Below are 24,933 nucleotides of genomic sequence, written 5' to 3'. Positions count from 1 at the left end.
AAGGCGGCACCCCGACCGCCACCCCCGAATGGAATCCAGATGAAGTCCAAGGCTCCCCTGATCCTGTCGTCAGCCCTGCTCTGCGCGGCCTTTGCCGCGACCTCCGCAGAAGCGCCGCCCAGCAGCAAGTCCGCCGTCGCCGCGATCGCCGAATCCACCAATGCCATCCTGCAGGGCGACAGCGCCCGCGCCCTGGCGGCGCTGGAAGCCGAGCCGGCGACCGGGTTCCTCGGCAAGGACGCGGACTACCGCGCCTGCATGCTCGAGCGTTATCACGCCAGCAAGCCGGTGCTGACCACCGCGGCGATCGAAGACAAATTCGTGCGCGGCGTGCTCGACGACTACCAGGACTACTGGTGGCGCTCGATGGCGGCACCGGCGCAGCGCGACACGCAGGAAGCGGCGCTGCTGGCGAAGCTGCACAAGCGCCTGGGCGCCGGCGCAGCCAAGGCGACGAACATGGACGAGATCGAACCCATCCTGCAGGCGCAGCTGGAACAGCACGGGTACCACGCGCAGCTCGGCCGCACCCAGCCCCTGCGCGAACTGATGGTGTGGCGCAAGCAGGACACGCGCATGTATGACGTGCAGCTGCCCGATGGCCCGTACACGGTCCGCGTCGAACTGCTCGACGATTTCGTCAGCCGTGGCTGGACTGCATACGGCCGCTGCGAGCGCGGATCGGCCGGCGGCTGGGCGACCGACAAGGCGTTGTATGCGGTCGTGCCCAGCTACAGCGAAGGCCTCGACAGCGAGGCGTTCCGGGTCGTGTTCCTCGGCCACGAAACGCAGCACTTCGCCGACCAGAATGCGTTCCCGGGCCTGGCGCCGTGGGAGCTGGAATACCGGGCCAAGCTGGTTGAACTGGTGCAGGGTCGCGAAGTCAGCGCCAAGCGACTGGGCTACATGATCACCGCCCAGAGCGACGACATGAGCTCGCCGCACACCTATGCCAACAAGCGCGTCGTCGCCGACCTGACCACGCGCCTGGGCAAGTCGCCGGACGCGGTCAGCATCGATGAACTGCAGGTGGCCGCACGCGACCAGCTGCTGGAGGACACGCGCGAGCGCAAGGCCAGGGCAGCGGCCAGCGCGACCGCGAAGTAACCTGGGCTGTGGCATCGTGGCGGCTCCCCCCATGCAGGAGCCGCCCATGTCGGAACATCGTGCCTCGATCCACTGGCTGCGCAATGAAGGCCGGTTCGATTCCGAAGGTTATTCACGCGACCACGAATGGGTCTTCGACGGCGGCCAGCGCATCGCCGGTTCGGCCGCGCCGGAATACCTGGGCAACGTCGCAGGCGTGGATCCGGAGGAAGCCCTGGTCGCCGCACTGTCGTCGTGCCACATGCTGACGCTGCTGGCGATCGCGGCGAAGAAGGGCTGGGTGGTCGACCACTACCAGGACGAAGCGGTCGGCACGCTGGAGAAGAACAGCGACGGGCGGCTCGCGGTCACCCGGGTGGTGTTGCGGCCGCGGATCGTGTTCGCCGAGGGCAAAGGGCCGGCCGACGCGGAAGCGCTGACGAAGCTGCACGAGTCGGCGCACCGCAACTGCTTCATTGCCAATTCGGTGAAGACCGAGGTGACGGTGGAGGCGCGCTGAGGCGCGCTTGCCCTCACCCCAACCCGCACCCCGGCCCGAGCGCATGGCGCTCGGGCGGGAGAGGGGCTTCAGGCCACTACAGGATGTAGCGGCTCAGGTCCGGATCCTTCACCAGCTCGCCCAGGTGCGAATCCACGTACGCGCGGTCGATGGTGATCGCCTGCCCGCCGCGGTCCGGTGCTTCATAGCTCAGCGTATCGAGCAGGCGCTCGAGCACCGTGTGCAGTCGCCGCGCGCCGATGTTTTCCTGGCGCTCGTTGACCAGCGCCGCGATCTCGGCCAGGCGCTCCACGGCGTCGGCACCAAACTGCACCGCGACGCCTTCGGTCTTGAGCAGCTCGATGTACTGCGTGACCAGTGCCGCCTTCGGCTCGGTCAGGATGCGGACGAAATCGTCCTTGCTCAGCGCGGTCAGCTCGACCCGGATCGGAAAGCGACCCTGCAGCTCCGGGATCAGGTCGCTGGGTTTGGCCAGGTGGAACGCGCCGGACGCGATGAACAGGATGTGGTCGGTCTTGACCGGGCCGTACTTGGTGCTCACGGTCGAACCTTCGACCAGCGGCAGCAGGTCGCGCTGCACGCCTTCGCGGCTGACATCGCCACCGCCGACGTTCTCTCCGCGCTTGGCGACCTTGTCGATCTCGTCGATGAAGACGATGCCGTGCTGTTCGCAGGCTTCGATCGCGGCCTCGCGCACGTCGTCCTCGTTGACGAGCTTGCCGGCCTCGTCCTCGGTGAGCTGCGAGCGTGCCGCGCGCACCGCCATCGTCTTCTTGTGGGTCTTGGCGCCGGCGACCTGCGAGAACATCTGCCGCAGCTGCTGGCCCATCTCCTCCATGCCCGGCGGGGCCATGATGTCGACGCCGACGTTGACCGCGGTTTCGATCTCGATCTCGCGGTCGTCGAGCGCGCCGCTGCGCAGCTGCTTGCGCAGCTTGGCGCGGGTCTCGTTGTCCTGCGACGACGGTTCGTCCCTGGCGGCTTCGGCGGCGTTGAATCCGAACACGGTGCTGGTGGCTCCGGCGCGGCGCGGCAACAGAGCGTCGAGGATGCGCTCTTCGGCACGCTCCTCGGCCTGGGTGCGCACTTTCTGCTTGGCCTGCTCGCGGTAGAGCTTGACCGCGGTGTCGGCCAGGTCGCGGACGATCTGCTCGACGTCCTTGCCGACATAGCCGACTTCGGTGAAGCGCGTCGCCTCGACCTTCACGAACGGGGCATTGGCGAGCGTCGCCAGCCGGCGCGCGATCTCGGTCTTGCCGACGCCGGTGGGGCCGATCATCAGGATGTTCTTGGGCATGACCTCGTTGCGCAGCTCGTCGTCGAGCTGCATGCGGCGCCAGCGGTTGCGCAGCGCGATGGCGACCGCGCGCTTGGCCGCGTGCTGGCCGACGATGTGGCGATCGAGCTCCTGCACGATCTCGCGCGGAGTCATCGTGGCGTGGCTGGTATCGGGCTTGATGGGCATGGGGTCAGAGCTCTTCGACTACGACGTTGCGGTTCGTGTAGATGCACACGTCGCCGGCGATGTTGATGGCCTCGGTGGCGATGGTGCGGGCGTCGAGCTGGGTGTGCGCGATCAGCGCGCGCGCAGCCGACAGCGCGTACATGCCGCCCGAACCAATGGCGATGATGCCGTCCTCCGGCTCGATCACGTCGCCGGTGCCGCTGATGATCAGCGAGGTGTCGCGATCGGCGACCGCGAGCAGTGCCTCGAGCTTGCCCAGGCGGCGCTCAGTGCGCCAATCCTTGGCCAGTTCGACCGCGGCGCGGGCGAGTTGGCCGTGCTTCTCGAGCTTGGCTTCGAACAGTTCGAACAGGGTGAAGGCGTCGGCGGCGGCGCCGGCGAAGCCGGCCAGCACCTGGCCGTCGCGGCCGAGGCGGCGGACCTTGCGCGCGTTGGCTTTCATCACGGTGTGGCCAAGGGTGACCTGGCCGTCGCCGGCGACGGCGACGCGGCCGTCACGGCGCACCGAAACGATGGTGGTGGCGTGGAAGACGGTGGGGTTCTGGCTCGGGTCCATGGGGAGCTCCGGGGGGGACCGGAACGAGATGGGGTCGGGCGGGGCGGCTTTTCAAGCCGCGCCCCCACTGCCCGGCCGCTTTGCGGCCTGCCCTCCCCTTGCGGCAGAGCGAAAGAAGGGCGCTCTACGGCTTGCGCTTGGCGCGCGGATGCGCCGCGTCGTAGACCTTCGCCAGGTGCTGGTAATCCAGGTGTGTGTAGATCTGCGTCGTGGCGATGTCGGCGTGGCCGAGCAACTCCTGCACACCGCGCAGGTCGCCTGACGATTCCAGGATGTGGCTGGCAAACGAATGCCGCAGCAGATGCGGATGCACGCGCTTGAACAGGCCCTGGCGCTGCGCCAGCTGGCGCAACCGCATCTGCACCGCGCGCGGCGTGATCGTGCCACCGCCACGCCCCGGGAACACCGGCGCATCGTTCGCGGCACCGGTGGACGCCCGCCATTCGTGCAGTGCCGTGCGCGCATGCGTGCCGACCGGCACGCTGCGCTGCTTGCTGCCCTTGCCGAGCACGTTCACCAGCGCGTCGGCGAGGTCGATGTCGCGCCAGCGCAGGCCGCACAGCTCCGACAGGCGCAATCCGGACGAGTAGAACAGCTCCAGCAGCGCACGGTCGCGCAGCCCGAGCGGTGCGTCGGTCGGCACTTCCACCAGTGCCTTGGCTTCGTCCGGATCGAGCACCTGCGGCAGCTTGCGCGGCGCCTTGGGCGAACGGATCGCTGCGGCCGGGCTCGCGCCCAACCGGCCTTGCCGGACCAGCCAGGCGTAGAAGCTGCGGCAGGCCGAAAGACGACGCTGCAGGCTCTTGGGCGACAGTCCGCGGCGGTGCTCGGATGCGACGAAGGCGCGCACCTGCTCGGCGTGCAATGCGGTGATGTCGGCGGCCTGCGTTCGCGCCCACTGCGCCAGTGCCAGCAGATCGCGGCGATACGCGTCGAGCGTGTGCGCGGACATGCGGCGCTCGACCTGCAGGTGGGCGAGGTATTGCTCGACAGTCGGCTCGGTGGGCTCAATACCGCGGGCGTCATCCCCGCCCACACCACCATTTCCGCCCAAGCCCTTCGCTTCGCGAGAGGGAGCGACACCAGCAGGCCGCTTCGCCTTCATCGACTCAGCCGTCGAACCGCTTCAGCGCCGTCACCAGCGACTCGCCCATCATGCGCAGGAACAGCGTGCCCATGCCGGGGAAGAAGCGGTTCGCGTCATGGCTGCCAACCGCGACCATGCCCACGCCCGGCAGCGGCAGCAGCGCGGTCGACTGCACTTCTTCGGCACGCATGCCGTACAGCACCGCATGCTTCTCCGGCTGCAGGCGCCCGCACAGCGGTTCGCCATCGCCAAGGCAATCGCGGAACGGCTGCAGGCACGCATCGTCCTGCGCCACGACCTGCATCCAGTCGACGTCGCTTAGGCCCTCGACCGGCTTGAACATCACCAGCCGCACCAGGTCGCCGTTGAAATCCTCGGCCAGACTGGCCGCCATCGCCCGCAGCGTGTCGGCCGCGCTGTCCTGGCGCATCAGCGCCAGGGTGAGCTGGTGCGTGCGCACCGACAGGCGCTCGTTCTCCTGGGCGTTGCCGAACAGTTCCTGCAAGCGCCGCGACAGTTCGCGGTTCTTGTCGCGCAGCACTTCCAGCTGGTAGCTGGCCAGCGATGCCGCCGAGCCTTCCTCGCGCGGCACCACCAGGGTGACGGCCAGGTCGGGGAACTGCTGCAGGAACCGCGGGTGCCGGCGCAGCCAGGCCGCGACTTCGTGCGCGCCAAGCTTTTCCTGGGTCTCGTTCATTGGTTCCACTCCCCTTCGAACACGAATGCGGTTGGCCCGGACATCGTCAGCGGTGCGTCGTCGGCCGGCCAGGAAATCTGCAGATCGCCGCCCGGCAATGCCACGGTGACGTCGCGGTCGACGCGGCCACGGCGCATCAGCACCGCCGCTGCGGCGCAGGCGCCACTGCCACAGGCCAGCGTCTCACCTACGCCGCGCTCGTACACGCGCAGGCGGATGCGCTGGCGCGACTGCACCTGGGCGAAGCCGACGTTGACCGACTCCGGGAATGCGGCGTGCGACTGCAGCACCGGGGCGACCGTCTCCACGGGTGCGGCATCGACGTCCTCGACCTCGATCACCGCGTGCGGGTTGCCCATCGACACCGCGCCGAAGGTGAACACCGAGTCGTTCTGCTCGATGACATATTCGTCCTGCGCACCGGCAAAGCCGTGCAGCGGGATGCTGGCCGGGGCGAAACGCGGCGTGCCCATGACGATGCGATAGCGCCCGTCGCCGAGCTGGGTCACCGCGTGCGTTTCGACGGGGCTGTCGAGCAGGAAGTCGCCGGCGAGCGCGCGACCGCTGGCCTGCGCGTCACGCACCAGCCAGGCGGCGATGCAGCGGGCGCCATTGCCGCACTGCTGCGACGACGAACCGTCGGCGTTCCAGATGCGGTAGCGGGCGACGACGTCGCTGCTCTTGGCGTCCTCGACGGTCAGGATCTGGTCGCAGCCGACACCGAAGTGGCGGTCGGCCAGCGACCGGCACAGGTCGGGTGCGGGGGCGGCAACGCCGCCACGAAGGTCCAGCACGACGAAGTCGTTGCCGGCGCCGTGCATCTTGCTGAACCGTACGGGCTTGCGCGCGTGCACGGACTCAGCCATCGGTTTCGTCGGCCTGCTTCGGGACCGGAGTCGGCTCGGCGGTGCCCTTCTTCTTGCCGTCGACGTCGTCGGCGTCGCTTGCCGGCACGGTCGTGGCCGGCTCGTCGGTCGCCGGCTCGTCGGTGGTGGGCGTCGGCTCGGCCGGCGGTGTCATCGGCGGCAGGGTCGACGGGTCGACCGGGATCGACTTGGGCGCCAGGATCAGCGGGCCCTTGTTGCCGCAGCCGGCCAGGGCCAGCGGCAGCGCGACCAGGGACAGCGCGATGAGGATCTGTCGTGGGGCGGGAGTTGCGTTCATGGCCGCAGTGTAGCCCGCTGCGATGAACGATTCGACGTGGCCTTGCGGCGCGGTCAGTGCGGCGGCCGCGTCGGTTCCGGTCGCGCCCACAGCCAGATCGCGACGACCGTCATGATCGCCGTCCCGGTGGCCGCCATCCACCAGCGTGACGCGGTCAGGAACATGATCACCGCGCAGGCGGCCATCATCGACACCGCCAGCCACTTGGCGCGGCGGCTGACCGCGCCGTGCGCCTGCCAGTCGCGGATCATCGGGCCGAACTGCGGGTGCGCCAGCAGCCAGTCGTGCAGGCGCTGCGAGCCGCGCGCGGCGGCGAAGGCCGACAGCAGCACGAACGGCACCGTGGGCAGCCCGGGCACCACGATCCCGATCACGCCCAGGCCGAGGCTGGCATAGGCCAGCAGCCACCAGGCCCAACGCCAGCGGCTGGGCGGGATTTTGACGGGCCCGGGCACGGGCGGTTTCGACGGTGGCAGGGACATCTGGTTCTGGTTCGTCATCCCCGCGCAGGCGGGGATCGATGGACGTTGCTTCCGGGCTTGTACGTCCATGGGTTCCCGCCTGCGCGGGAACGACGACCCTTCCGGGTTCGGTTACTGGCGCGCGGCCGCCTCGGCCAGGCCGAGCTGGTCGAGCATGAACGCGTACATCTCCGACAGCTCGCGGTAGCGGCGGAAGCGTCCCGACTTGCCGCCGTGGCCGGCATCCATGTTGGTGCGGAACACGATCGGCTGCGTGCCGGCATCGAGGTCGCGCAGGCGCGCGATGTACTTGGCCGGCTCCCAGTACTGCACCTGCGAATCCCACAGGCCGGTGCCGACGAACATCGCCGGATAGGCCTGCTTCGACAGGTTGTCGTAGGGCGAGTACGACAGCATGTAGTCGTAGTACTCCTTCTTCTCCGGGTTGCCCCACTCGTCGTATTCGTTGGTGGTCAGCGGGATGGTCGGATCGAGCATGGTCGTGACCACGTCGACGAACGGCACCTGCGACAGGATCACGCGGTAATGGCCCGGCGCCATGTTGCCGATCGCCCCCATCAGCAGGCCGCCGGCGCTGCCGCCGTACGCCGCGACGCGGTCCTTGGCCGCATAGCCCTGCTTGACCAGGTCGTCGGTGACGTCGATGAAGTCGGTGAAGGTGTTCTTCTTGTGGAACAGCTTGCCGTCGTCGTACCACTTGCGGCCCATCTCCTGGCCGCCGCGGATGTGCGCGATCGCATAGACCATGCCGCGGTCGAGCAGGCTCACCACCGGGCCGTTGAAGCGCGGATCGGTCGAGCTGCCGTAGCTGCCATAGGCGTACTGCAGCATCGCCGCCTTGCCGTTCTTCTCGAAGCCCTTCTTGTAGACCAGCGACACCGGCACCTTGACGCCGTCGCGGGCGGTGGCCCAGACGCGCTCGGTCACGTACTTCTCCGGGTCGTAGCCCAGCACCGGATCGCGCTTGAGCAGCTTGCGCTCGCCGGTTTCGACGTTGACTTCGTACGTGGTGCCGGGCGTGGTCAGCGAGGTATAGCTGTAGCGCAGCCACGGCGTGTCGTGCTCGGAGTTGACCGACAGGCCCATCGCGTAGGCCGGCTCGTCGGCCTTGACGAACTCTTCCTTGCCGTCCTTCTTGAGCAGGCGCAGGCGCTCGAGGCCATCGGAACGCTCGGCCACGACGGTGAAGCCGTCGAACAGCTCGAAGCCTTCGACAAAGACGTCCTCGCGGTGAGGCACCCAGTCTGTCCACTGCTTGCGCGAGGTCGCATCGCTGGGCGCGGTGACGAGCTTGAAGTTGGCGGCGCCGTCGGCATTGGTGCGGATCACCCAGCGGCCGTCGAGGTGGTCGGCCTGGTACTCGACGTCGCGCTCGCGCGGGGCCAGCACCACGAACTTGTCCGGGTTGGCGGCCGGTGCGCAGCGCATCTCGCTCGACACGGTGCTCTCCACGCCAATGCAGATGTACTTGTCGTCGCGCGAGCGGTCGATGCCCATGTAGAAGCTGTCGTCCTTCTCCTCGTACACCAGCACGTCCTTCGACGCGGGCGTGCCGAGCACGTGCTTCTTCACGCGCACGGTCAGCAGGGTTTCCGGATCGTTCTCGACGTAGAACAGGGTCTTGTTGTCATCCGCCCATACCAGGTTCGGCGACACGCCGGGAATCTCGTCGGCGTAGACCTCGCCCGTGGCGAGGTTCTTGAAGCGGATGGTGTACTGGCGACGGCCGACCGCGTCGTCGGCCCAGGCCAGGATCTGGTTGTCCTGGCTGACTTCCCAGTCGCCGACGCTGAAGTAGTCCTTGCCCTGGGCCATCACGTTGACGTCGAGCAGGACCTGTTCCGGCGCCTCCATGTTGCCGCTGCGGCGGGCATGGATCGGGTAGTCCTGGCCGGTCTCGAAGCGGCTGTAGTAGTGATAGCCGCGCTCGCGGTACGGCACCGAGCTGTCGTCCTGCTTGATGCGGCTGACGATTTCCTCGTACAGCTTGTTCTCCAGCGGCTTGAGCGGCGCCATCAGCGCGTCGGCGTAGGCGTTTTCGGCATTGAGGTACGCCAGCATCTCCGGATTCTTGCGCTTGTCGTCGCGCAGCCAGTAGTACTCGTCGTTGCGCTGCGCGCCGTGCGGCGCCTTGACCACGTGCGGCTTCTTGGTGGCATCGGGCGGGATGGCGGCGGTCGCGGCGACCGTGGGGGTGGCGAGGGTCATGAGGACGGCCGAAAGCAGGATGGAGGTCGGGTTCATAGATTGGGTCCGTTTTCGCTCGGGCAAGGCCTCAGGGGCTCAACTCATTCCACAGGAAGGTAAACGCCAGCGCGCTCATGTGCGCCGCCTGGGCATTGTTGGCAGAACCGCCGTGGCCGCCTTCGATGTTCTCGTAGTAGCGCACGTCCTTCTTCGCCTCCAGCATCTTCGCCGCCATCTTGCGGGCATGGCCCGGATGGACGCGGTCGTCGCGGGTGGAGGTCATGAAGATCACCGGCGGGTACTCGCGCCTGGCATCGAACAGGTGGTACGGCGAGAAGGTACGGATGTAGTCCCAGTCAGCGGTGTCGGGATCGCCGTATTCGGCCATCCACGAGGCACCGGCCAGCAGGTGGCTGTAGCGCTTCATGTCGAGCAGCGGCACCTGTACCACGACCGCGCCGAACAGCTCCGGATACTGGGTCAGCATGTTGCCGGTGAGCAGGCCGCCGTTGCTGCCGCCCTGGATGCCCAGGTGCTCCTTCGAGGTGATCCTGCGCGCGACCAGGTCCTGGGCGACCGCGGCGAAGTCCTCGTAGGCCTTGTGGCGGTTGGCCTTTAGCGCGGCCTGGTGCCAGCGCGGGCCGTACTCGCCACCGCCACGGATGTTGGCCACGGCGTACACGCCGCCCTTCTCGAGCCAGCCCTTGCCGACGCTGCCCGAATAGGCCGGTGTCAGCGAGATCTCGAAGCCGCCGTAGCCGTACAGCAGGGTCGGCGCCTTGCCGTCGAGCTTGAGGTTCTTTGGTCGCACCAGGAAGTACGGCACGCGGGTGCCGTCCCTGGAGGTGGCGAAATGCTGCTCGATCAGGTTGTTGGCGCCGTCGAAGAACACCGGCATGGTCTTGAGCACTTCAGGCCGCTCACCGGGCCGCTCACCCACCTGCGCCAGCGACAGCGTGGTCGGGGTGAGGTAATCGGTGGCGGTCAGCCAGACCGCATCGCTGTCGTCCTCGTCGACCGCCGAGACCGCGAGCGTGCCGAAGCCCGGCGCGCCGGTGAACTCGCTGTGCTTCCAGGCCTTGTCGCCGGGCGTGAGCACGCTCAGGCGATTCTTGACGTCGTCGAGGACGTTGAGCACGAGGTGGTGGCGGGTCCAGCTGAAGCCGGCCAGCGACGTGCTCTCGCTCGGCGCGAACAGCACGGTGAAGTCGCGCTTGCCGGCCATGAAATCGTCGAAGCGCGTGGCGATCAGGCTGCCGGCCGGGTAGGTCTGGCCTCCCGCGCTGTAGGGATCACGCAGTTCCAGCAGCAGCCACTCGCGGTGGACCGACTTGTTGGCCGAGTTCGGCGCGTCGACCTTGTGCAGCTTGTCGTCGGCATCGCGCAGGTAGAGCTCGTCGTTGTAGAAGGCCAGCGTGCGGCTGACGAAATCGCGGGGGAAGCCCGGGGTGTGATCGTGGCTGGCGGCGATGTACATGTCGTTCGCCTGGCCTTCGTAGACCATGCGCGCCTGCTCCAGCGGCGTGCCGCGCTTCCATTCCTTGACGATGCGCGGGTAGCCGGAGCTGGTCATCGAGGACGCGCCGTTCGAAGCGGGGCCAAAGTCGGTGAAGGCATACACCGTGTCGCGATCGATCCACTGCAGGCCGCCCTTGGCCTCGGGACGGAAGAAGCCGCCTTCGACCCAGGTATTCGTCGCCAGGTCGAACTCGCGGGTGACGTCGGCATCGGCGCCGCCGCGCGAAAGCGCGATCAGGCAGCGCTCAGGATCTTCGCCTTGGAGCTTGGGCTTGAGGCAATCGGCACCGTGCCAGACCCAGTTCTCGCCTTCGGCCTTGTTCAGGGCGTCGAGGTCGATGATGGTCTCCCACGCCGGCTTGTCCTTGCGGTACTCGGCCAGCGTGGTGCGGCGCCACAGGCCGCGCTCGTGCTGCTTGTCCTTCCAGAAGTTGTAGTAGTGGTCGCCGATCTTCTCCACGCCCGGGATCTTGGCGTCGGAGTCGAGGATGGCGCGGATGTCGGACTCAAGCTGCTTGAACTGCGGCGTGGTCGTCAGCTCGGCCTCGGACTGGGCGTTGTGCTGCTTGACCCAGGTCAGCGCGCGCTCGCCCTGGACATCCTCGAGCCAGGCATAAGGGTCTTCGGACACGTTGGGGGATTCCTTGGGGGCGGCGCCCACGGCCGACGAGGCGGCAAGTCCTGCGGTGATCAACAAGGTACGACAGGCCTGCGTCAGCGTCGGCATGGGCGATCCGTGGCTTCTTTGGCGGGGTTTCGTTGGCGGGGTTTGGCGTGGCGCCGGCGCCGGGGGCGCTGCGACCAATCACGCCAAACGCTAGCACAGCGCCCGCGGCCGACACCGTGCCGAAAGCCAACGGCGGCGGTGCCGCCCGGACCGCCAGGCCCCGCCCTTTGCGCCCCCTCAGGCGGCTTGCGAGTGCTTCCGGCGCGGACTGGCCGGGCGGCGGCGGCGGGCCTGCTCGCCGATGCGACGGCGCGGGCGCGGCTGGGCTTGCGTGTCGCGCTCGTTGGCCGGCAGGCGGAAGCGATGCAGCGCCCACCAGGCACACAGCGGCATCACCAGCAGCCACAGCGGCATCCAGCCGAAGGTGTCGCTGAAACCACGCGCGGCCGGGAGCAGCAGCACCAGCACCGCGCCGATGGCGACGGCGTGGCGCAGCAGGTCGTCCAGGCCGGGGCCGATCGTTTCGGCGTCAGGGCCGGATGCGGCTGCGTCCGTGTGGCTCGCTTCGGGAAGAAACCGGTCTTGGCGGGGCAGGTTCATGGCGCTGGCTCCTGGGTGGATGGAGCGAGCGTGCTGGGGCGGGGTCTCAGGGGTTGCGACTGTGCGGGTCAGCGGTCGTAGTTCGACAGCGCCAGCTGCAACAACGCGCGCGCCTGTTCGCGCAGCACCGGCGGTTCGACGATCTCGGCATCGCTGCCGTAGTGCATCACGTCCATGAGCAGCTCGCGCCCGGCGCTGTACGGCACCTTCAGCTCGTAACGGCCGTCGGGCAGGAAGCGCCCCTGCTGCTGCGAATGCCAGTGCTCGTCGGCCACCCAGCGCGCGGCCTTCGGGCTGAAGAGGATCGTTGCCCAGCCCTTGGGCGTGCCCGAGAAGATGCCGTAGCTGGAGGCCAGGTGGCTGTCGAGCTGCTCGTCGGCCACGTCCTGTGCCGGCTGCTCGCCGAGCTTGGCCGCGCTGATGCGGTCGACGGCAAAGCTGCGCAGCGCTTCGCGGTTGTGGTCCCAGGCGTCCAGGTACCAGTTCTCGCGGTAATGGGTGAGGCGCTGCGGCGACACCAGGCGCCGGGTCTGCTCGTCGGTGGAGCGCGCGCGGTATTCGAAGCTCAGCTGCTTGCGGTCGAGCACGGCGGTGGCGACGATCCGGAACGAAGTTTCATCGAGCTTGCGGGTGCGGTGCGGGATCACCCGCACGCGCTCGACCGGTACACGACGGCCGCCAGCGTGTTCGTCCAGCAGCTTCTCGATGCGGTGCTGCAACGGCGCCAGCGCATTCGACAGCACGCCACCGCCGCTGCGGATCAGCAATTGCTGCGCGGCCAGCAGCGAATGCAGCTCTTCCGAGCTGAGCCACAGGCCGGGCAGTTCGAAGCGCTCGCCTTCGCTGTGGTCGTAGCGGAAGCCGGCTTCACCGTTGCCTACCACCGGTGCCATCAGGTAGTCGCGCAGGTAGGCCAGGTCGCGGTAGACCGTGGCACGCGAACACTCCAGGTCCTCCTGCAGACGCTGCACCGTGACCGGGTAGCGCGAGGCGCTGAGGATTCGGTGCAGGGAGTGGATGCGTTCGATGCGTTCCATGGGCGTGACGGCAGGGAAACAGCCGCAAGGATCGCACTGCCGGCGCATCCGCCGCCAGCACGAACCTCGACGACTGGGTCTGCGGTCAAGGTCGGCGCCAGCGCGCTGGCGCCGCTGGCGGGTCGCTGGCGCCGGTTAATTTCGATAACTGTTGCTTAACCGCCGTCTGGCGACGGGCGCAGGAGCGGCAGGGTCGCAATGGATCCGCCCCCGGGGTTCGCGGCGGGAAGCGGTGCTGCCAATGGTCATGCCCGGCGCTGGCGCGGGCGCTTGCCACGAGACCACCGGCTCGCCGGTGACGGTGCGGCATTGCAGCAACCACTCGATTCGAGAAGGGCCTGTGCCGACTTTGAGCGGCTAGCGTCGGTCCGCCTGCATGCCCGGTCGCTTGCCCGCGGCGTCGCAGGCACAATGCCAGGATGCGCGCGCCCGTTGAGCCAGCCATCGATCTGTCACCCCGGACCGCCGACGAGGTCAGGACCACCACGTGCTACATGTGCGCGTGCCGTTGCGGCATCAAGGTGTGGCTGCGCGACGGACAGATCCGCTACATCCAGGGCAACCCGGAGCATCCGGTCAACCGCGGCGTGCTGTGCGCCAAGGGTTCGGCCGGGATCATGCAGCACTACTCGCCGGCGCGGCTGGACAAGCCGCTGCTGCGCGTGGGCGAGCGCGGCAGCGGTGAGTTCCGCGAGATCGAGTGGGACGAGGCGCTGGAGATCGCCAGCTCGTGGCTGGCGCCGATCCGCGCGCGCAATCCCGACGAGCTGGCGTTCTTCACCGGCCGCGACCAGTCGCAGGCCCTGACCGGCTGGTGGGCGCAGCAGTTCGGAACGGTCAACTACGCCGCGCACGGTGGATTCTGCTCGGTGAACATGGCCGCCGGCGGGCTGTACACGCTAGGTGGCAGCTTCTGGGAGTTCGGCGAGCCCGACTGGGAGCACACGCGCTACCTGATGATGTGGGGCGTGGCCGAAGACCACGATTCCAATCCGATCAAGCTCGGCCTGGGCCAGCTGAAGGGACGCGGCGCCAAGATAGTCGCGGTGAATCCAGTGCGCTCGGGCTACGGGGCGATTGCCGACGAATGGATCGGCATCCGTCCCGGCACCGACGGCCTGTTCGCTTTCGCCCTCGCCCATGAGCTGCTCAAGGCCGATCGCATCGACCTCGATTACCTGGTGCGCTACACCAATGCGCACTGGCTGGTGGTGCGCAATCCCGGCGGCTCCGATGACGGGCTGTTCGCCCGCAATGACGACGGCGATGCGCTGTGCTGGGATTGCCAGGCCGCGGGCCCGGCGAATGCCAGCGATGTCGGCGTGTCGCCGGCCGTGGTCGGCGAGTTCGTCCTGGCCGATGGTCGTCGCGCCGTTCCGGTCTTCCACCTGGTCGCCGAGCGCTACCTCGACCCGCAGTATTCGCCCGACGCGGTCAGCGAGCGTTGCGGCATTCCCGCCGACACCATCCGCCGCATCGCGCGCGAGCTGGCCGAAGCGGCGTTCGACCACGCCATCGAACTGCCCATCGCCTGGACGGATGCCTGGGGACGCGAGCACGCGACCATGCGCGGACGTCCGGTGGCGATGCATGCGATGCGCGGCATCAGCGCGCACAGCAACGGCTTCCATACCTGCCGCGCGCTGCACCTGCTGCAGCTGCTGCTGGGCGCGGTCGACACGCCGGGCTCGTTCCGCTACCAGCCGCCGTTCCCCAAGCCCATTCCGCCGCCGAACCGGCCCGGCAAGCGCCGCCAGGACAATGGCGTGCTCGATGCGGCGCCGCTCGGCTTCGTGCACGCACCCGAAGACCTGGTCGTCGACGCTGACGGGCAACCGCGTCGCATCGACCATGCGTTCTCGTGGGCCTATCCGCTGTCGGCGCACGGCATGATGCACACCGTCATCCGCAATGCCTGGGCCGGCGACCCGTACCGGATCGACACGCTGATGATGTTCATGGCCAACATGAGCTGGAACTCGGCGATGAACACCACGCAGACCATGCAGTGGCTCACCGACAGGGACGAGTCGGGCGAGTACCGCATCCCGCGCATCATCTACGCCGATGCCTATGCGTCGGAAATGGTCGCCTATGCCGACCTGGTGCTGCCCGACACGACCTACCTGGAGCGTTTCGACGCGATCAGCCTGCTCGATCGGCCGATCTCCGATGCCGACGGCGCCGCCGATGCGATCCGCCACCCCGTCCTCGATGCCGCCGAGCAGAGCCCCGGGCGCGACGTGCGCGGGTTCCAGTCGGTGCTGATCGAGCTGGGCGCGCGGATCGGACTGCCCGGGCTGGTCAACGAGGACGGCTCGGCGAAGTACCGCGACTACGCCGACTACATCACCCGCCACGAGCGCGCGCCGGGCGTCGGCCTGCTCGCCGGTTGGCGCGGCGCCGATGGCGAGCTGGAAGCCAAGGGACCGCCCAATCCGGACCAGTTGCAGCGTTACATCGACAACGGCGGGTTCTGGCGCAGCGAAGTGCCCGAGGATGCGCGCTACTTCAAGATGGCCAATCGCGGCTACCTGGACTGGGCGCAGCGCATGGGTTTCATCGGCCATGCCGAACCGATCGTGTTGCAGCTTTATTCGGAGACGTTGCAGAAGTTCAGGCTGGCGGCGCAGGGGCACGGGGCTTTGCAGCCGCCGCAGGAGCATCGCGAGCGGGTGGCTACCTACTTTGATCCGTTGCCGATCTGGTTTGAGCCGTTTGAGGGGGAGCAGACTTCGCGGGGTGCGGCGGCTGGAACCCATCCCCTCCCCGACCCGTCCGGCCCTCCGGCGCAGCCTGCGGGCGTTCGGTCGAGCGCGGACCAGTGGTCCGCAAGCGCTCGCCCCCTTGAGGGGGAGGGGGCCAATGGATTGCACGCGTTTCCGTTGAGTGCGGTCACGCAACGCCCGATGTTCATGTACCACGCCTGGGGTTCGCAGAATGCGTGGTTGCGCCAGATCGCCGCGCGCAACTGGCTCTACATGCATCCCGATACCGGCGCGCGCCATGGCATCGGCGACGAGGACTGGATCGATGTGACTTCGCACAACGGCACGATCACCGTGCAGGCCAAGTTCGCCGCCAACGTGCAGCCCGACACGGTCTGGACGTGGAACGCCATCGGCAAGCGACGCGGCGCCTGGCGGCTGGGCAAGGATGCGCCGGAAGGGCGGCAGGGTTTCCTGCTCAATCATCTGATCTCCGACATCACGCCGCGCGGCGACTATGCCAACGCCGACCCGGTGACCGGGCAGGCGGCCTGGTTCGATCTGCGCGTGCGGATCGCCAAGGCCGCCAACGCTTCGGTGGCCGACGAGAGCACCGAAAGCCAGCCGCAGTTCCCGCCGCTCGAGCTCGGCCAGGCCAACGATCAACCGCTGCGCTACGGCGCGCAATTCCGCAGGAAATCGTCGCGATGAAAGTAGTGCGCTACCTGGCCGGCTGGACCTGCATCCTGCTCAGCTTCGTGCTGGTGGTGCTGCTCGGCTTCGGCGCATTCGAACTTCCGTTCATCACCCCGACCGGTTCCACCTCGATGTTGCCGACGCTGATGGGCCTGCTGCCCAGCACGACCTTCTCGATCGCGCTGTTCGCGGTCGGCGTGTGGCTGTTGCTGAAGGACAGTCCGCGATGACCGGCCTGCCGCCGCCATCGATGAAGAAGATGGGGCTGGTGATCGACCTCGACACCTGCGTCGGCTGCCACGCCTGCGCGGTGAGCTGCAAGGAATGGAACACCGGCGGTTTCTCCGCACCACTGACCGACGAGCAGCCCTACGGCAAGGATCCGACCGGGGTCTGGTTCAACCGTGTCCACAGCTACGAAGTGGAAGCGACTGAAGCCGGCACCTGTGGCAGCGCCACGCCGCTGCCGGCCATGACCCTGCATTTCCCGCGCTCGTGCCTGCATTGCGAACAGCCGGCCTGCGTCACTGTCTGCCCGACCGGCGCCAGCTTCAAGCGCGCCGAGGACGGCATCGTCCTGGTGGACGAGGACAAATGCATCGGCTGCAAGCTGTGCTCGTGGGCCTGCCCCTACGGCGCGCGCGAATACAGCCCGGTCGAAGGCGTGATGAAGAAATGCACGCTGTGCATCGACCGCATCTACAACGAGAACCTGGACGAAGCCGAACGCCAGCCTGCCTGCGTGCAGGCCTGCCCGACCCGTGCCCGCCATTTCGGCGACCTCGGCGATCCGGAGTCGAAGGTGTCCCGACTGGTGGCCGAACGCGGCGGCGTGGATCTGCTGCCGCAGCTGGGCTACCAGCCGGTCAACAAGTACCTGCCGCCGCGGCCGCGGCGCGCAGGCGACGCGCAACCGGCTGCGACGCAGGCTCCGGCCGAAGCGCCCGAAACGCTCGACTCTGCTGCGTTGTCGCCGCTGCTGCGCTGGGTCGATCGCGTGCTGTCGCGATGAATGCCGGCCGCCTGAAGTGAACTGAACATGCATCCTGCCCTGTCCGTCATCTTCTTCACCACGCTGTCCGGCGCCGGTTACGGCGTGCTCGCCCTGCTCGGCGCGATGCTCGTCAGCCCGCGCACGCAATTGCTGGTGGGCGACAACGAACCGGCGACGTCGATGCTGCCGTTGCTGGTCGCCGCGCTGCTGCTGGCGCTGGGCCTGGTCACCGTGGGCCTGCTCAGCTCGACGTTCCACCTGGGCAAGCCGATGCGCGCGTGGCGTGCGTTTTCGCAGTGGCGCACTTCATGGCTGTCGCGCGAAGGCGTGCTGGCGCTGGCTACGTACGTGCCGGCTGCGGCACTGGTCGTGCTGACACTGGCTGCATGGCTCGGCAGCGAGCGCGAAGCCAATGCGTTCGCCATGTCGGCTGCCGTGCTGGGCGGGGCCACTGCCGTGCTGGCGCTGCTTACGGTTGGTTGTACCGCGATGATCTACGCCTCGCTCAAGCCGATTCCGGCGTGGCAGCACGCGCTGGTCGTCCCGGCGTACCTCGGCTTCGCCGTGCAGGGCGGCCTGGCAATCGTCGGTGCCGCCATCGCAGCCACGCAGGCATCGGGCCTGGTGCCGCACACGGCGACACCGTTTGCGCTGGTGCTCGCGGTCGTCAGCGTTGTCCTGGTCGCGATCAAGCTGCGCTACTGGCGCGATATCGACGGCCAGGGCATGCCGGCGACGCGTGGCGATGCGGTCGGGTTGCCCGGGCGCGAGGTCAGCGTGTTCGAGCGTCCTCACAGCGAGCAGAACTACCTGACCCGCGAGATGGGCTTCGTCGTTGCGCGCAAACACGCGAACAAGCTGCGGGCAATCGCGTTGACACTGTTCGGTCTGATACCGGTGGTCGCAGCGGTCCTGACATGGGCGTTTCCCGGCTCCGGGCTGGTGGCGATGCCGCTGGCGGCGCTGTCGGCACTGATCGGCGCATTCGTCGAACGCTGGCTGTTTTTTGCCCAGGCGCGGCACCTGGTCACGCTCTATTACTGAACGCAATCAGCACTTTGCGCGCTGTCGGGTGGACCTGTAACCGGTTTCACTGCATCATTCGGACCCTCCACCACTGCCACTTCCGACCATGCTTGGTGTGCTCGGAGTCGCCCTGCTGGGCGGCGCCATCCTCACCCTGCCCTCGCCAGCGTTGAATGGCGACCCGACGCTGATCGCCATTGCGAGTGATCCGGCGCAGATGCGGCTGTACTGCTTTTCCACGCGCTGCGGCGACGAGGAATGGCAGCTGGCGACATCCCCGACCCCGACCGTGCCATCGACCACGGCACGCGCGAAGACGCTGCGCCTGCCCGGCAGCCAGCGCTATGCGCAACTCAGCGCGCCGGCCACGCCGCGCGAAAGCCGCAGCTCGTATTCCAATGATTTCCGCATCGGCACGCGCTACGGCGTGCAGGCGATGCGCGACGGTCCGACGCAGCTGGGCCTCACCCTGGGTGCCGGCTACCGCCTGGCGCCGCTGTACGACGACGGCATCAACCAGGCCGGCCCGGTGCTGCGCGGCGAACTCAATTTCGGCCAGAAGATCGGTGAGCGCGCGCAATGGACGCAGCGCGTGCAGTTCGAAAGCGGACGCGGCGAGGCCTTCGTCAAGCAGTCGCTGAGCCTGGACGTGGAGCTGTGGTCGAACTGGTCGCTGGAAAGCGACTTCGCGATCCGCCACGACACGCAGAATGGCGGCGGCAGCGAGACGGCCGAGAGCAAGCTGGAGCTGCGGCGCAGGTTCTGACGCCGTTCGCCGACACCAGCAATTACGCAGCCGCGATGAACTCGCCGGCGCCCTGCTCCAGCAGCATCTGCGCGACTTCCAGACCCAGGCATTCGGGCGCATCGCCGCGGCCTTCGCCCTGTGCGCGCACGACGCGACCGTCGGCGGCCGAGCCGACGAGACCGGCCAGATACAGGTGCTCGCCATGAAGCTGCGCGTACGCCGCCACCGGCACGTGGCAACTGCCATGCAGGGCGCGGTTCATCGCCCGCTCGGCCTCGGCACAGGTGCGCGTGACGCTGTCGTCCAGCAGCGCACACAGCTCGCGGGTGGCGACGTCGTCGTCGCGGCACTCGATCGCCACCGCGCCCTGCGCCGGCGCCGGCAGCCAGTCCGGGGCCTGGAGGCGACCGCGGATGCGGTCATCGAAGCCCAGGCGCTGCAGGCCGGCGCAGGCCAGCACGATGGCGTCGTATTCGCCGCCGTCGAGCTTGGCCAGGCGCGTGTTGACGTTGCCGCGCAGGTCGAGCAGCTGCACGTCGGGACGCAGCGCGCGCAGCTGCGCCTGGCGGCGCAACGATGAGGTGCCCACGCGCGCGCCCTGCGGCAGCGCGGCGATGTCGGCGAAGTGGTTGCTGACGAAGGCGTCGGCATAGTCGGCGCGCGCCAGGATCGCCGGCAGGGCGAAGCCCGGCTCCAGCTCCATCGGCACGTCCTTGAGCGAGTGCACGGCGCAGTCGGCTTCGCCGCGCAGCATCGCCAGCTCCAGCTCCTTGAGGAACAGGCCCTTGCCGCCGATGGCCGCCAGCGAGCGGTCGAGCACTTCGTCGCCGCGGGTGCTCATCGGCACCAGGGTCACGGTCAGGGCGGGGTGGGTGGCGCGGAGGCGATCGGCGACGTGCTCGCTCTGCCAGAGGGCGAGCGGGCTCTTGCGGGTGGCGATGCGGAGCGTGGTCATGCGGGCATTATCGCAGCCATCCCGCCCTCCCGGTGCCGGCCGGGATGACGTTTACAGGTGCTTGAGCGTTTCCTTCAGCCCCGCCACGCAGCGCCGGCTGACTTCCAGCGGCTGCTTGCCGTGGCGCAGCACCGCCTGCACGTGGCCGTCGGCGGCACGCCGCAGTTCGACGATTTCGTGGCGTGCGACCAGGCAGTTGCGATGGATGCGGACGAAGCGCTCGCCGAACTCGTCCTCGAGCGACTTCAGCGACTCTTCGATCAGGTCTTCGCCGCGGGCGTGGTGCACGACCACGTACTTCTCTTCGGCCTGCAGGTAATGCACGTCCTCGATCGGGATCAGGCGCAGGCTGCCGCGCAGGCGCGCACACAGGTGGCTGCGGCGCTGGCCGATGCCGGCGCCGGAAGCGGGCGTGGTGCGATCGCGTCCGGCGGCAAAGGTACGTACGCGCTCCAGTGCCGCGGCCAGGCGTTCGGCGCGCACCGGCTTGACCAGGTAATCGATCGCCTCGGCCTCGAATGCCGACAGTGCATGCGCGTCGTAGGCAGTGCAGAAGACCACCGCCGGGCGTGGCTCGAATGCAGCCAGGTGGCGCGCCGTCTCGAGGCCGTCGATGCCCGGCATCGCGATGTCCAGCAGCACCAGGTCGGGATGGTGTTCGGCGCAGGCATGCAGCGCATGCTGGCCATCGGCCGCTTCGGCGACGACTTCAACGCCGCGCTGTTCGGCCAATAGTCCCCGCAGGCGCTCGCGCGCCAGCGGCTCGTCGTCGGCGATCACTATCCTCATTTGGCGCCTCTACCCGGTGGGCACTGCCTCGGGACTGATGGTAGCCCCCGCCAGCGCCCGCTACCAATCGGGCAGATGCGACTCAGCCCGCAAATCGCTTATCCAGCCAGTCGCCCAGGGCCTGGATCTCCTCGGCGCAGACCTGGTGGGCCATCGGGTAGTCGTGCCATTCCAGGGTGAAGCCGAGGTCCTTCATGGTCGCGGCACCCATCTGGCCGACCACCGCCGGCACCACCGGATCGAACTGGCCGTGGGCCATGAACACCGGCTGCGACAACGCCGGCGGGCGCAGCTTTGCCTTCGCCTGCAGCTGCCCCAGCGGCAGGTAGGTCGACAGTCCGGCAATGCCGGCCAGGGGCGTTTCGCGGCCCAGGGCCGAGGCCAGGGCGATCGCGCCGCCCTGCGAGAAGCCGATCAGGACGATGCGCTCGGGCGCGATGCCGCGGGCGATTTCGCGGGCGATCAGGGCTTCGACCTGGGCCACCGACTCGGTCACGCCGGCTTCGTCAGCGCGCTTGCCGGCGGCCAGTGCGTCGAAGTCGAAGCTGACGATGTCGTACCAGGCACGCATGCGCATGCCGTTGTTGATCGTGACCGGGCGCACCGGCGCATGCGGGAACACGAAGCGCAGTGCCGGCCAGTCGCGGCGTACCAGCTCGGGAACGATCGGGGCGAAGTCATGGCCGTCGGCACCCAGTCCGTGCAACCACAGCACGGTCCAGGTCGGCGAAGGGGCGGTTTCGTGCTCGACCGTTTCGAGCAGGGGGGCGGTGGAATCCATGTCGGCATTGTCGCCGCTGCGGGGTTGCCCTGCCATGCCCTGCGCGCAAGCGCCGCCGTTGCCATCCGGCCTCGCGGGCCAAGGCAGGCGGCCTTCCGGGCAAAGCCGGCGTGCCAACCCCGCCACTAACGAAATTGTGTATCGCAGCCGTCGGCGCGTAGGCTTGCCGCCATGCTCTCGCCTTCCGCCCTCGCCGCTGCACTGCGCCTGATGCTGCTCGGCATGCTGCTGGCCAGCTTCGTGCTGAAGCCGGCACTGGCGTTCGCCGAGGAAGTGCACGAGCTCACCGAGCATGCCGCTGCCGGCGCGCACGGGCATGCGCCCGCCCTCCACGATGGCGCGCCCGCGCCGGACGACGGCAAGGCCGGCCACGACGATGACCACTGGCACCTGACGCACTGCTGTGGCCAGCAGGCGGCAGTACTGCCGCGCATGCAGTTCGATCTTCCCGCCGCGGCGACCACTTCGCCGGTGGCAACGCTGTCGGTTGCCTTCGCGCCAACGCGCCTGACTGCTCCGTTCCGTCCTCCGATCGCGGTGTGACCGGTCCGGCCCCCGTGCCGGCTTTCCGTTCCCCCTTTCATCGGAGCGTTCCCCATGTATTCGCGACTCGCGGCCCATGCCGCGTTGGTCGTCGTGCTTGCTGCGGCCCTGCCCGCACAGGCCGGCGACCGCCTGACCCTGGATGACGCGTTCGCCCGCGTCGTCGGGCCCCAGGCACCTTCCTCCATCCACCCCGACCTGCGCCTGGCCGGTGCCCGCAGCGACGTGCTCGCCGCCGAACGCGACATCGCCGCACAGGGCCCGGCGCTCGTCGCCGGCGCCGAACTCGAGAACGTGCTCGGCAGCAACGGCTACAGCGGCCTCGACCGCGCCGAACTGACGCTGACGCTGGCCTCGGTGCTGGAACGCGGCGGCAAGCGCGATGCCCGTCGCGCGCTCGCGCAAAGCCGCATCGATGCGCTCGGCGTCGAGCGCGAAGCCGCCCGCCTGGACCTGCTGGCGGAAACGGCGCGGCGCTATCTCGCCGTCGTCGCCACCGGCCCGCAATTGCAGGTCGCCAACGACGACATCGCGCAGCGACGCCGCACCGTCGCCGCCGCGCAACGGCGGCTGCAGGCCGGCGCCTCGCCGGAGTCGGTCGTACTGACCGCACAGGCCGCGCTCGCCCGCGCCGAACTCGACCAACGCCGCACCACGCAGGAACAGGCGGCCGCACGCCAGCACCTGGCCGCGCTGTGGGGCGAGCGCGAGCCCGACTTCGAAGTCGCCGGCGGCGACCTGCTGGCTTTGCCCGAGATCGCCGATTTCGCGGCACTCGCGCAGCTCCTGCAGAGCACGCCGGAACTTGCCCGCTTCGCCGACCAGCGCCGCATCGGCGAAGCGCGCCTGCAACTGGCCCGCGCGCAGGCCGCGCCAGACCTGCAATGGCAGGCCGGCCTGCGTGGCTTCAACGAGGACAATGACGTCGCGCTGATCGGCGGCATCTCGCTGCCGTTGGCCAGCGGCCGCCGGGCGCAGCCGCAGATACGCGCCGCCGAAGCCGAACTGGCCGTCAACGAAGTCGAACGCGAGGCGCTGGGGCTGGCGCTGTACTCGACCCTGGTCGAAGCACACGGCCGCTACCGCGTGGCGCAACTGGAAGTGCTGCGCCTGAGCGACGACGTGCTGCCCAAGCTGGCGCGCGCCCAGGCCGCGGCCGAGCGCGCATTCGCCGCCGGCGCCATCAGCTACCTCGAACTTGCGCAGCTGCAATCCGAAGCCACCGCCGCGCGTCGCCAGCAACTCGATGCCGCGCTGTCGGCACAGCGCGCGCTGATCGAAATCCAGCGACTCACCGGCGAACCACTCGTCGTTGCCGCCACTCCTGCACGAGGCCAGACCCCATGAACACGTTTGCGAAATTCGGCGCACTGGCGCTCGCACCTGTGCTGGCGCTGATCCTTTCCGCCTGCGGCGGCGGCGGCGATGACCCCACCGGAACCGGGCATGCGCATGAAGCCGGCGACGAGCACGACCAGGCCGAGGCGGTCCGCAAGGGAGTCCATGGCGGTCGCCTGCTCGAGCAGTCCGGCTTCCGCGTCGAGCTGGCCATTGCCGAGGCGGGCATGCCGCCGCGCTACCAGGCCTGGCTGTACCGCGGCGACGCGCCACTGCCGGCCACGGCCGGCACGGTCGAAGTGCGGTTGCGGCGACTCGGTGGCGCCAGCGAGCGCCACACCCTCACGCCACGACCCGACGGCAGCCTGGTCGCCACCGGCATCGTCGCCGAACCGCATTCGTTCGATGTCGAGGTGCTGGCCAACATCGAAGGCAAGCCATTGCGCTGGAGTTACCCCAGCTACGAAGGCCGCACCCGCTTTCCGGCGGCGACCGCGCAGTCCTCCGGGATCCGGGTCGCGCCTGCAGCGGCGGGCGTGATCGCCGACGAACACGAGGTGCAAGGCCTGCTGACCCCGGTCGAAGGGCGCGAGGCGAACGTGGCCGCGCGCTTTCCCGGCCCGGTCCGCTCGCTGCGTGCCAACCTCGGCGATCGCGTCCGTGCCGGGCAGCCGCTGGCGACGATCGAAAGCAACCTCAGCCTGACCACCTACACCGTCACCTCGCCCATCGACGGCGTCGTGCTGGCGCGCAATGCCGCGGTCGGTGATGTCGCCGCCGAAGGCGCGGCGTTGTTCGAAATCGCCGACCTTTCGAAGCTGTGGGTGGACCTGCACATCTTCGGCGCCGACGCCCAGCACATCCGCCCGGGCGTGCCGGTCCGGGTCACCCGCCTCAGCGATGGCGTCAGCATCGACACGCAACTCGAGCGCGTCCTGCCCAACACCGCCACGGCCAGCCAGAGCACCGTTGCCCGCGCCACCCTCGACAACGTCGACGGCCTGTGGCGCCCGGGTTCGGCCGTGCAGGCGCGCATCACCGTCGCCCAGCAGCCGGCGGCACTGGTGGTGCCGCTGTCGGCGCTGCAGACCTTCCGCGACTGGGAGGTGGTGTTCGTTCGTGTCGGCGACACCTTCGAGGTGCGTCCGCTGGAGCTGGGCAAGCGCGACGGACAACGCGTGGAAGTGCTGTCCGGGTTGAAGCCCGGCGACCAGGTCGTGGTCGAGCAGAGTTACCTCATCAAGGCGGACATCGAAAAGTCCGGCGCCTCGCACGATCACTGAGGACGC

General features: G+C 68.7%; 24 protein-coding genes. 10 read left to right on the top strand and 14 right to left on the bottom strand.

Translation table 11 applies throughout. The features are described 5' to 3' along the window. Positions 1-39: 39 nt before the first annotated feature. The gene (locus tag MNR01_RS12905) at positions 40-1,107 is read left to right on the top strand and encodes a hypothetical protein (protein WP_241918182.1); all 1,068 of its coding nucleotides are present in this window, start codon (positions 40-42) and stop codon (positions 1,105-1,107) included. Between the two features lie 46 nt (positions 1,108-1,153). Beyond that, on the top strand, positions 1,154-1,606 hold the full coding sequence (locus MNR01_RS12900; RefSeq protein ID WP_241918181.1) for an OsmC family protein: 453 nt from the start codon (positions 1,154-1,156) through the stop codon (positions 1,604-1,606). Between the two features lie 76 nt (positions 1,607-1,682). Here MNR01_RS12900 and hslU read toward each other — a convergent pair whose 3' ends face one another. The 11 genes from hslU to MNR01_RS12845 form a co-directional block, all read right to left on the bottom strand. After that, positions 1,683-3,071, bottom strand: a complete 1,389-nt coding sequence (gene hslU, locus MNR01_RS12895; RefSeq protein ID WP_305852239.1) for an ATP-dependent protease ATPase subunit HslU — start codon at positions 3,069-3,071, stop codon at positions 1,683-1,685. Positions 3,072-3,075: 4 nt separating this feature from the next. After that, a complete protein-coding gene (gene hslV / locus MNR01_RS12890; protein ID WP_241918180.1) occupies positions 3,076-3,627 on the bottom strand; it encodes an ATP-dependent protease subunit HslV in 552 nt (183 codons plus the stop codon). A gap of 124 nt (positions 3,628-3,751) precedes the next feature. Then, positions 3,752-4,663, bottom strand: coding sequence for a tyrosine recombinase XerC (xerC, locus tag MNR01_RS12885; protein ID WP_305852238.1), 912 nt, complete (start codon positions 4,661-4,663; stop codon positions 3,752-3,754). Positions 4,664-4,736: 73 nt separating this feature from the next. Further along, the gene (locus MNR01_RS12880; RefSeq protein WP_241918178.1) at positions 4,737-5,411 is read right to left on the bottom strand and encodes a DUF484 family protein; all 675 of its coding nucleotides are present in this window, start codon (positions 5,409-5,411) and stop codon (positions 4,737-4,739) included. Next, the gene (gene dapF, locus MNR01_RS12875; RefSeq protein WP_241918177.1) at positions 5,408-6,277 is read right to left on the bottom strand and encodes a diaminopimelate epimerase; all 870 of its coding nucleotides are present in this window, start codon (positions 6,275-6,277) and stop codon (positions 5,408-5,410) included. Before dapF ends, MNR01_RS12880 begins: the two co-directional genes overlap by 4 nt. After that, the gene (locus MNR01_RS12870; RefSeq protein WP_241918176.1) at positions 6,270-6,575 is read right to left on the bottom strand and encodes a lipoprotein; all 306 of its coding nucleotides are present in this window, start codon (positions 6,573-6,575) and stop codon (positions 6,270-6,272) included. The genes dapF and MNR01_RS12870 overlap by 8 nt, the downstream gene beginning before the upstream one ends. 53 nt (positions 6,576-6,628) lie before the next feature. After that, a complete protein-coding gene (locus tag MNR01_RS12865; protein ID WP_241918175.1) occupies positions 6,629-7,057 on the bottom strand; it encodes a YbaN family protein in 429 nt (142 codons plus the stop codon). Between the two features lie 111 nt (positions 7,058-7,168). Further along, positions 7,169-9,301, bottom strand: coding sequence for a S9 family peptidase (locus tag MNR01_RS12860; RefSeq protein ID WP_241918174.1), 2,133 nt, complete (start codon positions 9,299-9,301; stop codon positions 7,169-7,171). 31 nt (positions 9,302-9,332) lie between these two features. Beyond that, positions 9,333-11,489, bottom strand: a complete 2,157-nt coding sequence (locus MNR01_RS12855) for a prolyl oligopeptidase family serine peptidase (protein ID WP_241918173.1) — start codon at positions 11,487-11,489, stop codon at positions 9,333-9,335. 177 nt (positions 11,490-11,666) lie between these two features. After that, positions 11,667-12,029 carry a hypothetical protein gene (locus MNR01_RS12850; protein WP_241918172.1) on the bottom strand — a complete coding sequence of 121 codons (363 nt, stop codon included), beginning with the start codon at positions 12,027-12,029 and terminating at the stop codon, positions 11,667-11,669. Between the two features lie 68 nt (positions 12,030-12,097). After that, positions 12,098-13,066, bottom strand: coding sequence for a YafY family protein (locus MNR01_RS12845; protein ID WP_241918171.1), 969 nt, complete (start codon positions 13,064-13,066; stop codon positions 12,098-12,100). A gap of 419 nt (positions 13,067-13,485) precedes the next feature. On the opposite strand from MNR01_RS12845, the gene MNR01_RS12840 reads away from it, so the two are divergent. From MNR01_RS12840 to MNR01_RS12820, 5 genes are all read left to right on the top strand, one after another. Next, complete coding sequence (locus MNR01_RS12840) at positions 13,486-16,485, top strand: molybdopterin oxidoreductase family protein (protein ID WP_241918170.1); 3,000 nt, start codon at positions 13,486-13,488, stop codon at positions 16,483-16,485. Further along, positions 16,482-16,700: a hypothetical protein gene (locus MNR01_RS12835; protein ID WP_241918169.1), complete on the top strand. Its 219-nt coding sequence runs from the start codon at positions 16,482-16,484 to the stop codon at positions 16,698-16,700. The genes MNR01_RS12840 and MNR01_RS12835 overlap by 4 nt, the downstream gene beginning before the upstream one ends. After that, a complete protein-coding gene (locus tag MNR01_RS12830; protein WP_305852237.1) occupies positions 16,697-17,482 on the top strand; it encodes a 4Fe-4S dicluster domain-containing protein in 786 nt (261 codons plus the stop codon). Before MNR01_RS12835 ends, MNR01_RS12830 begins: the two co-directional genes overlap by 4 nt. Positions 17,483-17,509: 27 nt before the next feature. Beyond that, complete coding sequence (locus tag MNR01_RS12825) at positions 17,510-18,508, top strand: DmsC/YnfH family molybdoenzyme membrane anchor subunit (RefSeq protein WP_241918168.1); 999 nt, start codon at positions 17,510-17,512, stop codon at positions 18,506-18,508. 97 nt (positions 18,509-18,605) lie between these two features. Continuing rightward, the gene (locus tag MNR01_RS12820) at positions 18,606-19,256 is read left to right on the top strand and encodes a DUF481 domain-containing protein (protein WP_241918167.1); all 651 of its coding nucleotides are present in this window, start codon (positions 18,606-18,608) and stop codon (positions 19,254-19,256) included. A 22-nt stretch (positions 19,257-19,278) separates the two neighbouring features. Here the strand turns inward: MNR01_RS12820 and hemC are convergent, their stop codons facing one another. The 3 genes from hemC to MNR01_RS12805 all read right to left on the bottom strand — a co-directional run bounded on the left by hemC (position 19,279) and on the right by MNR01_RS12805 (position 21,763). Next, a complete protein-coding gene (gene hemC, locus MNR01_RS12815; protein WP_241918166.1) occupies positions 19,279-20,193 on the bottom strand; it encodes a hydroxymethylbilane synthase in 915 nt (304 codons plus the stop codon). 51 nt (positions 20,194-20,244) lie between these two features. Continuing rightward, positions 20,245-20,982: a LytTR family DNA-binding domain-containing protein gene (locus tag MNR01_RS12810; protein WP_241918165.1), complete on the bottom strand. Its 738-nt coding sequence runs from the start codon at positions 20,980-20,982 to the stop codon at positions 20,245-20,247. Positions 20,983-21,064: 82 nt separating this feature from the next. After that, positions 21,065-21,763 (bottom strand): alpha/beta hydrolase, encoded by a 699-nt coding sequence (locus tag MNR01_RS12805; protein WP_241918164.1) that lies wholly within the window; start codon positions 21,761-21,763, stop codon positions 21,065-21,067. Between the two features lie 171 nt (positions 21,764-21,934). On the opposite strand from MNR01_RS12805, the gene MNR01_RS12800 reads away from it, so the two are divergent. The 3 genes from MNR01_RS12800 to MNR01_RS12790 are packed head-to-tail and all read left to right on the top strand — an operon-like array spanning position 21,935 to position 24,927. Continuing rightward, positions 21,935-22,306, top strand: coding sequence for a hypothetical protein (locus MNR01_RS12800; RefSeq protein WP_241918163.1), 372 nt, complete (start codon positions 21,935-21,937; stop codon positions 22,304-22,306). 54 nt (positions 22,307-22,360) lie between these two features. Then, the gene (locus MNR01_RS12795) at positions 22,361-23,653 is read left to right on the top strand and encodes a TolC family protein (RefSeq protein WP_241918162.1); all 1,293 of its coding nucleotides are present in this window, start codon (positions 22,361-22,363) and stop codon (positions 23,651-23,653) included. Beyond that, positions 23,650-24,927, top strand: a complete 1,278-nt coding sequence (locus tag MNR01_RS12790) for an efflux RND transporter periplasmic adaptor subunit (RefSeq protein WP_241918161.1) — start codon at positions 23,650-23,652, stop codon at positions 24,925-24,927. Before MNR01_RS12795 ends, MNR01_RS12790 begins: the two co-directional genes overlap by 4 nt. Positions 24,928-24,933 lie beyond the last annotated feature (6 nt).

Origin of the sequence: Lysobacter sp. S4-A87, assembly GCF_022637455.1 — a bacterium.
In the GTDB taxonomy this organism is placed as follows: Bacteria; Pseudomonadota; Gammaproteobacteria; order Xanthomonadales; family Xanthomonadaceae; genus Lysobacter_J.
This window is presented reverse-complemented; position numbering and strand designations above follow the sequence as displayed.

Excerpts from the sequence above, each read along its gene's own strand:
- MNR01_RS12905 (WP_241918182.1), top strand. The coding sequence starts at position 40 with ATGAAGTCCAAGGCTCCCCTGATCCTGTCGTCAGCCCTGCTCTGCGCG.
- MNR01_RS12900 (WP_241918181.1), top strand. The coding sequence starts at position 1,154 with ATGTCGGAACATCGTGCCTCGATCCACTGGCTGCGCAATGAAGGCCGG.
- hslU (WP_305852239.1), bottom strand. The coding sequence starts at position 3,071 with ATGCCCATCAAGCCCGATACCAGCCACGCCACGATGACTCCGCGCGAG.
- hslV (WP_241918180.1), bottom strand. The coding sequence starts at position 3,627 with ATGGACCCGAGCCAGAACCCCACCGTCTTCCACGCCACCACCATCGTT.
- MNR01_RS12880 (WP_241918178.1), bottom strand. The coding sequence starts at position 5,411 with ATGAACGAGACCCAGGAAAAGCTTGGCGCGCACGAAGTCGCGGCCTGG.
- dapF (WP_241918177.1), bottom strand. The coding sequence starts at position 6,277 with ATGGCTGAGTCCGTGCACGCGCGCAAGCCCGTACGGTTCAGCAAGATG.
- MNR01_RS12870 (WP_241918176.1), bottom strand. The coding sequence starts at position 6,575 with ATGAACGCAACTCCCGCCCCACGACAGATCCTCATCGCGCTGTCCCTG.
- MNR01_RS12865 (WP_241918175.1), bottom strand. The coding sequence starts at position 7,057 with ATGTCCCTGCCACCGTCGAAACCGCCCGTGCCCGGGCCCGTCAAAATC.
- MNR01_RS12860 (WP_241918174.1), bottom strand. The coding sequence starts at position 9,301 with ATGAACCCGACCTCCATCCTGCTTTCGGCCGTCCTCATGACCCTCGCC.
- MNR01_RS12855 (WP_241918173.1), bottom strand. The coding sequence starts at position 11,489 with ATGCCGACGCTGACGCAGGCCTGTCGTACCTTGTTGATCACCGCAGGA.
- MNR01_RS12850 (WP_241918172.1), bottom strand. The coding sequence starts at position 12,029 with ATGAACCTGCCCCGCCAAGACCGGTTTCTTCCCGAAGCGAGCCACACG.
- MNR01_RS12845 (WP_241918171.1), bottom strand. The coding sequence starts at position 13,066 with ATGGAACGCATCGAACGCATCCACTCCCTGCACCGAATCCTCAGCGCC.
- MNR01_RS12840 (WP_241918170.1), top strand. The coding sequence starts at position 13,486 with ATGCGCGCGCCCGTTGAGCCAGCCATCGATCTGTCACCCCGGACCGCC.
- MNR01_RS12835 (WP_241918169.1), top strand. The coding sequence starts at position 16,482 with ATGAAAGTAGTGCGCTACCTGGCCGGCTGGACCTGCATCCTGCTCAGC.
- MNR01_RS12830 (WP_305852237.1), top strand. The coding sequence starts at position 16,697 with ATGACCGGCCTGCCGCCGCCATCGATGAAGAAGATGGGGCTGGTGATC.
- MNR01_RS12825 (WP_241918168.1), top strand. The coding sequence starts at position 17,510 with ATGCATCCTGCCCTGTCCGTCATCTTCTTCACCACGCTGTCCGGCGCC.
- hemC (WP_241918166.1), bottom strand. The coding sequence starts at position 20,193 with ATGACCACGCTCCGCATCGCCACCCGCAAGAGCCCGCTCGCCCTCTGG.
- MNR01_RS12810 (WP_241918165.1), bottom strand. The coding sequence starts at position 20,982 with ATGAGGATAGTGATCGCCGACGACGAGCCGCTGGCGCGCGAGCGCCTG.
- MNR01_RS12805 (WP_241918164.1), bottom strand. The coding sequence starts at position 21,763 with ATGGATTCCACCGCCCCCCTGCTCGAAACGGTCGAGCACGAAACCGCC.
- MNR01_RS12800 (WP_241918163.1), top strand. The coding sequence starts at position 21,935 with ATGCTCTCGCCTTCCGCCCTCGCCGCTGCACTGCGCCTGATGCTGCTC.
- MNR01_RS12795 (WP_241918162.1), top strand. The coding sequence starts at position 22,361 with ATGTATTCGCGACTCGCGGCCCATGCCGCGTTGGTCGTCGTGCTTGCT.
- MNR01_RS12790 (WP_241918161.1), top strand. The coding sequence starts at position 23,650 with ATGAACACGTTTGCGAAATTCGGCGCACTGGCGCTCGCACCTGTGCTG.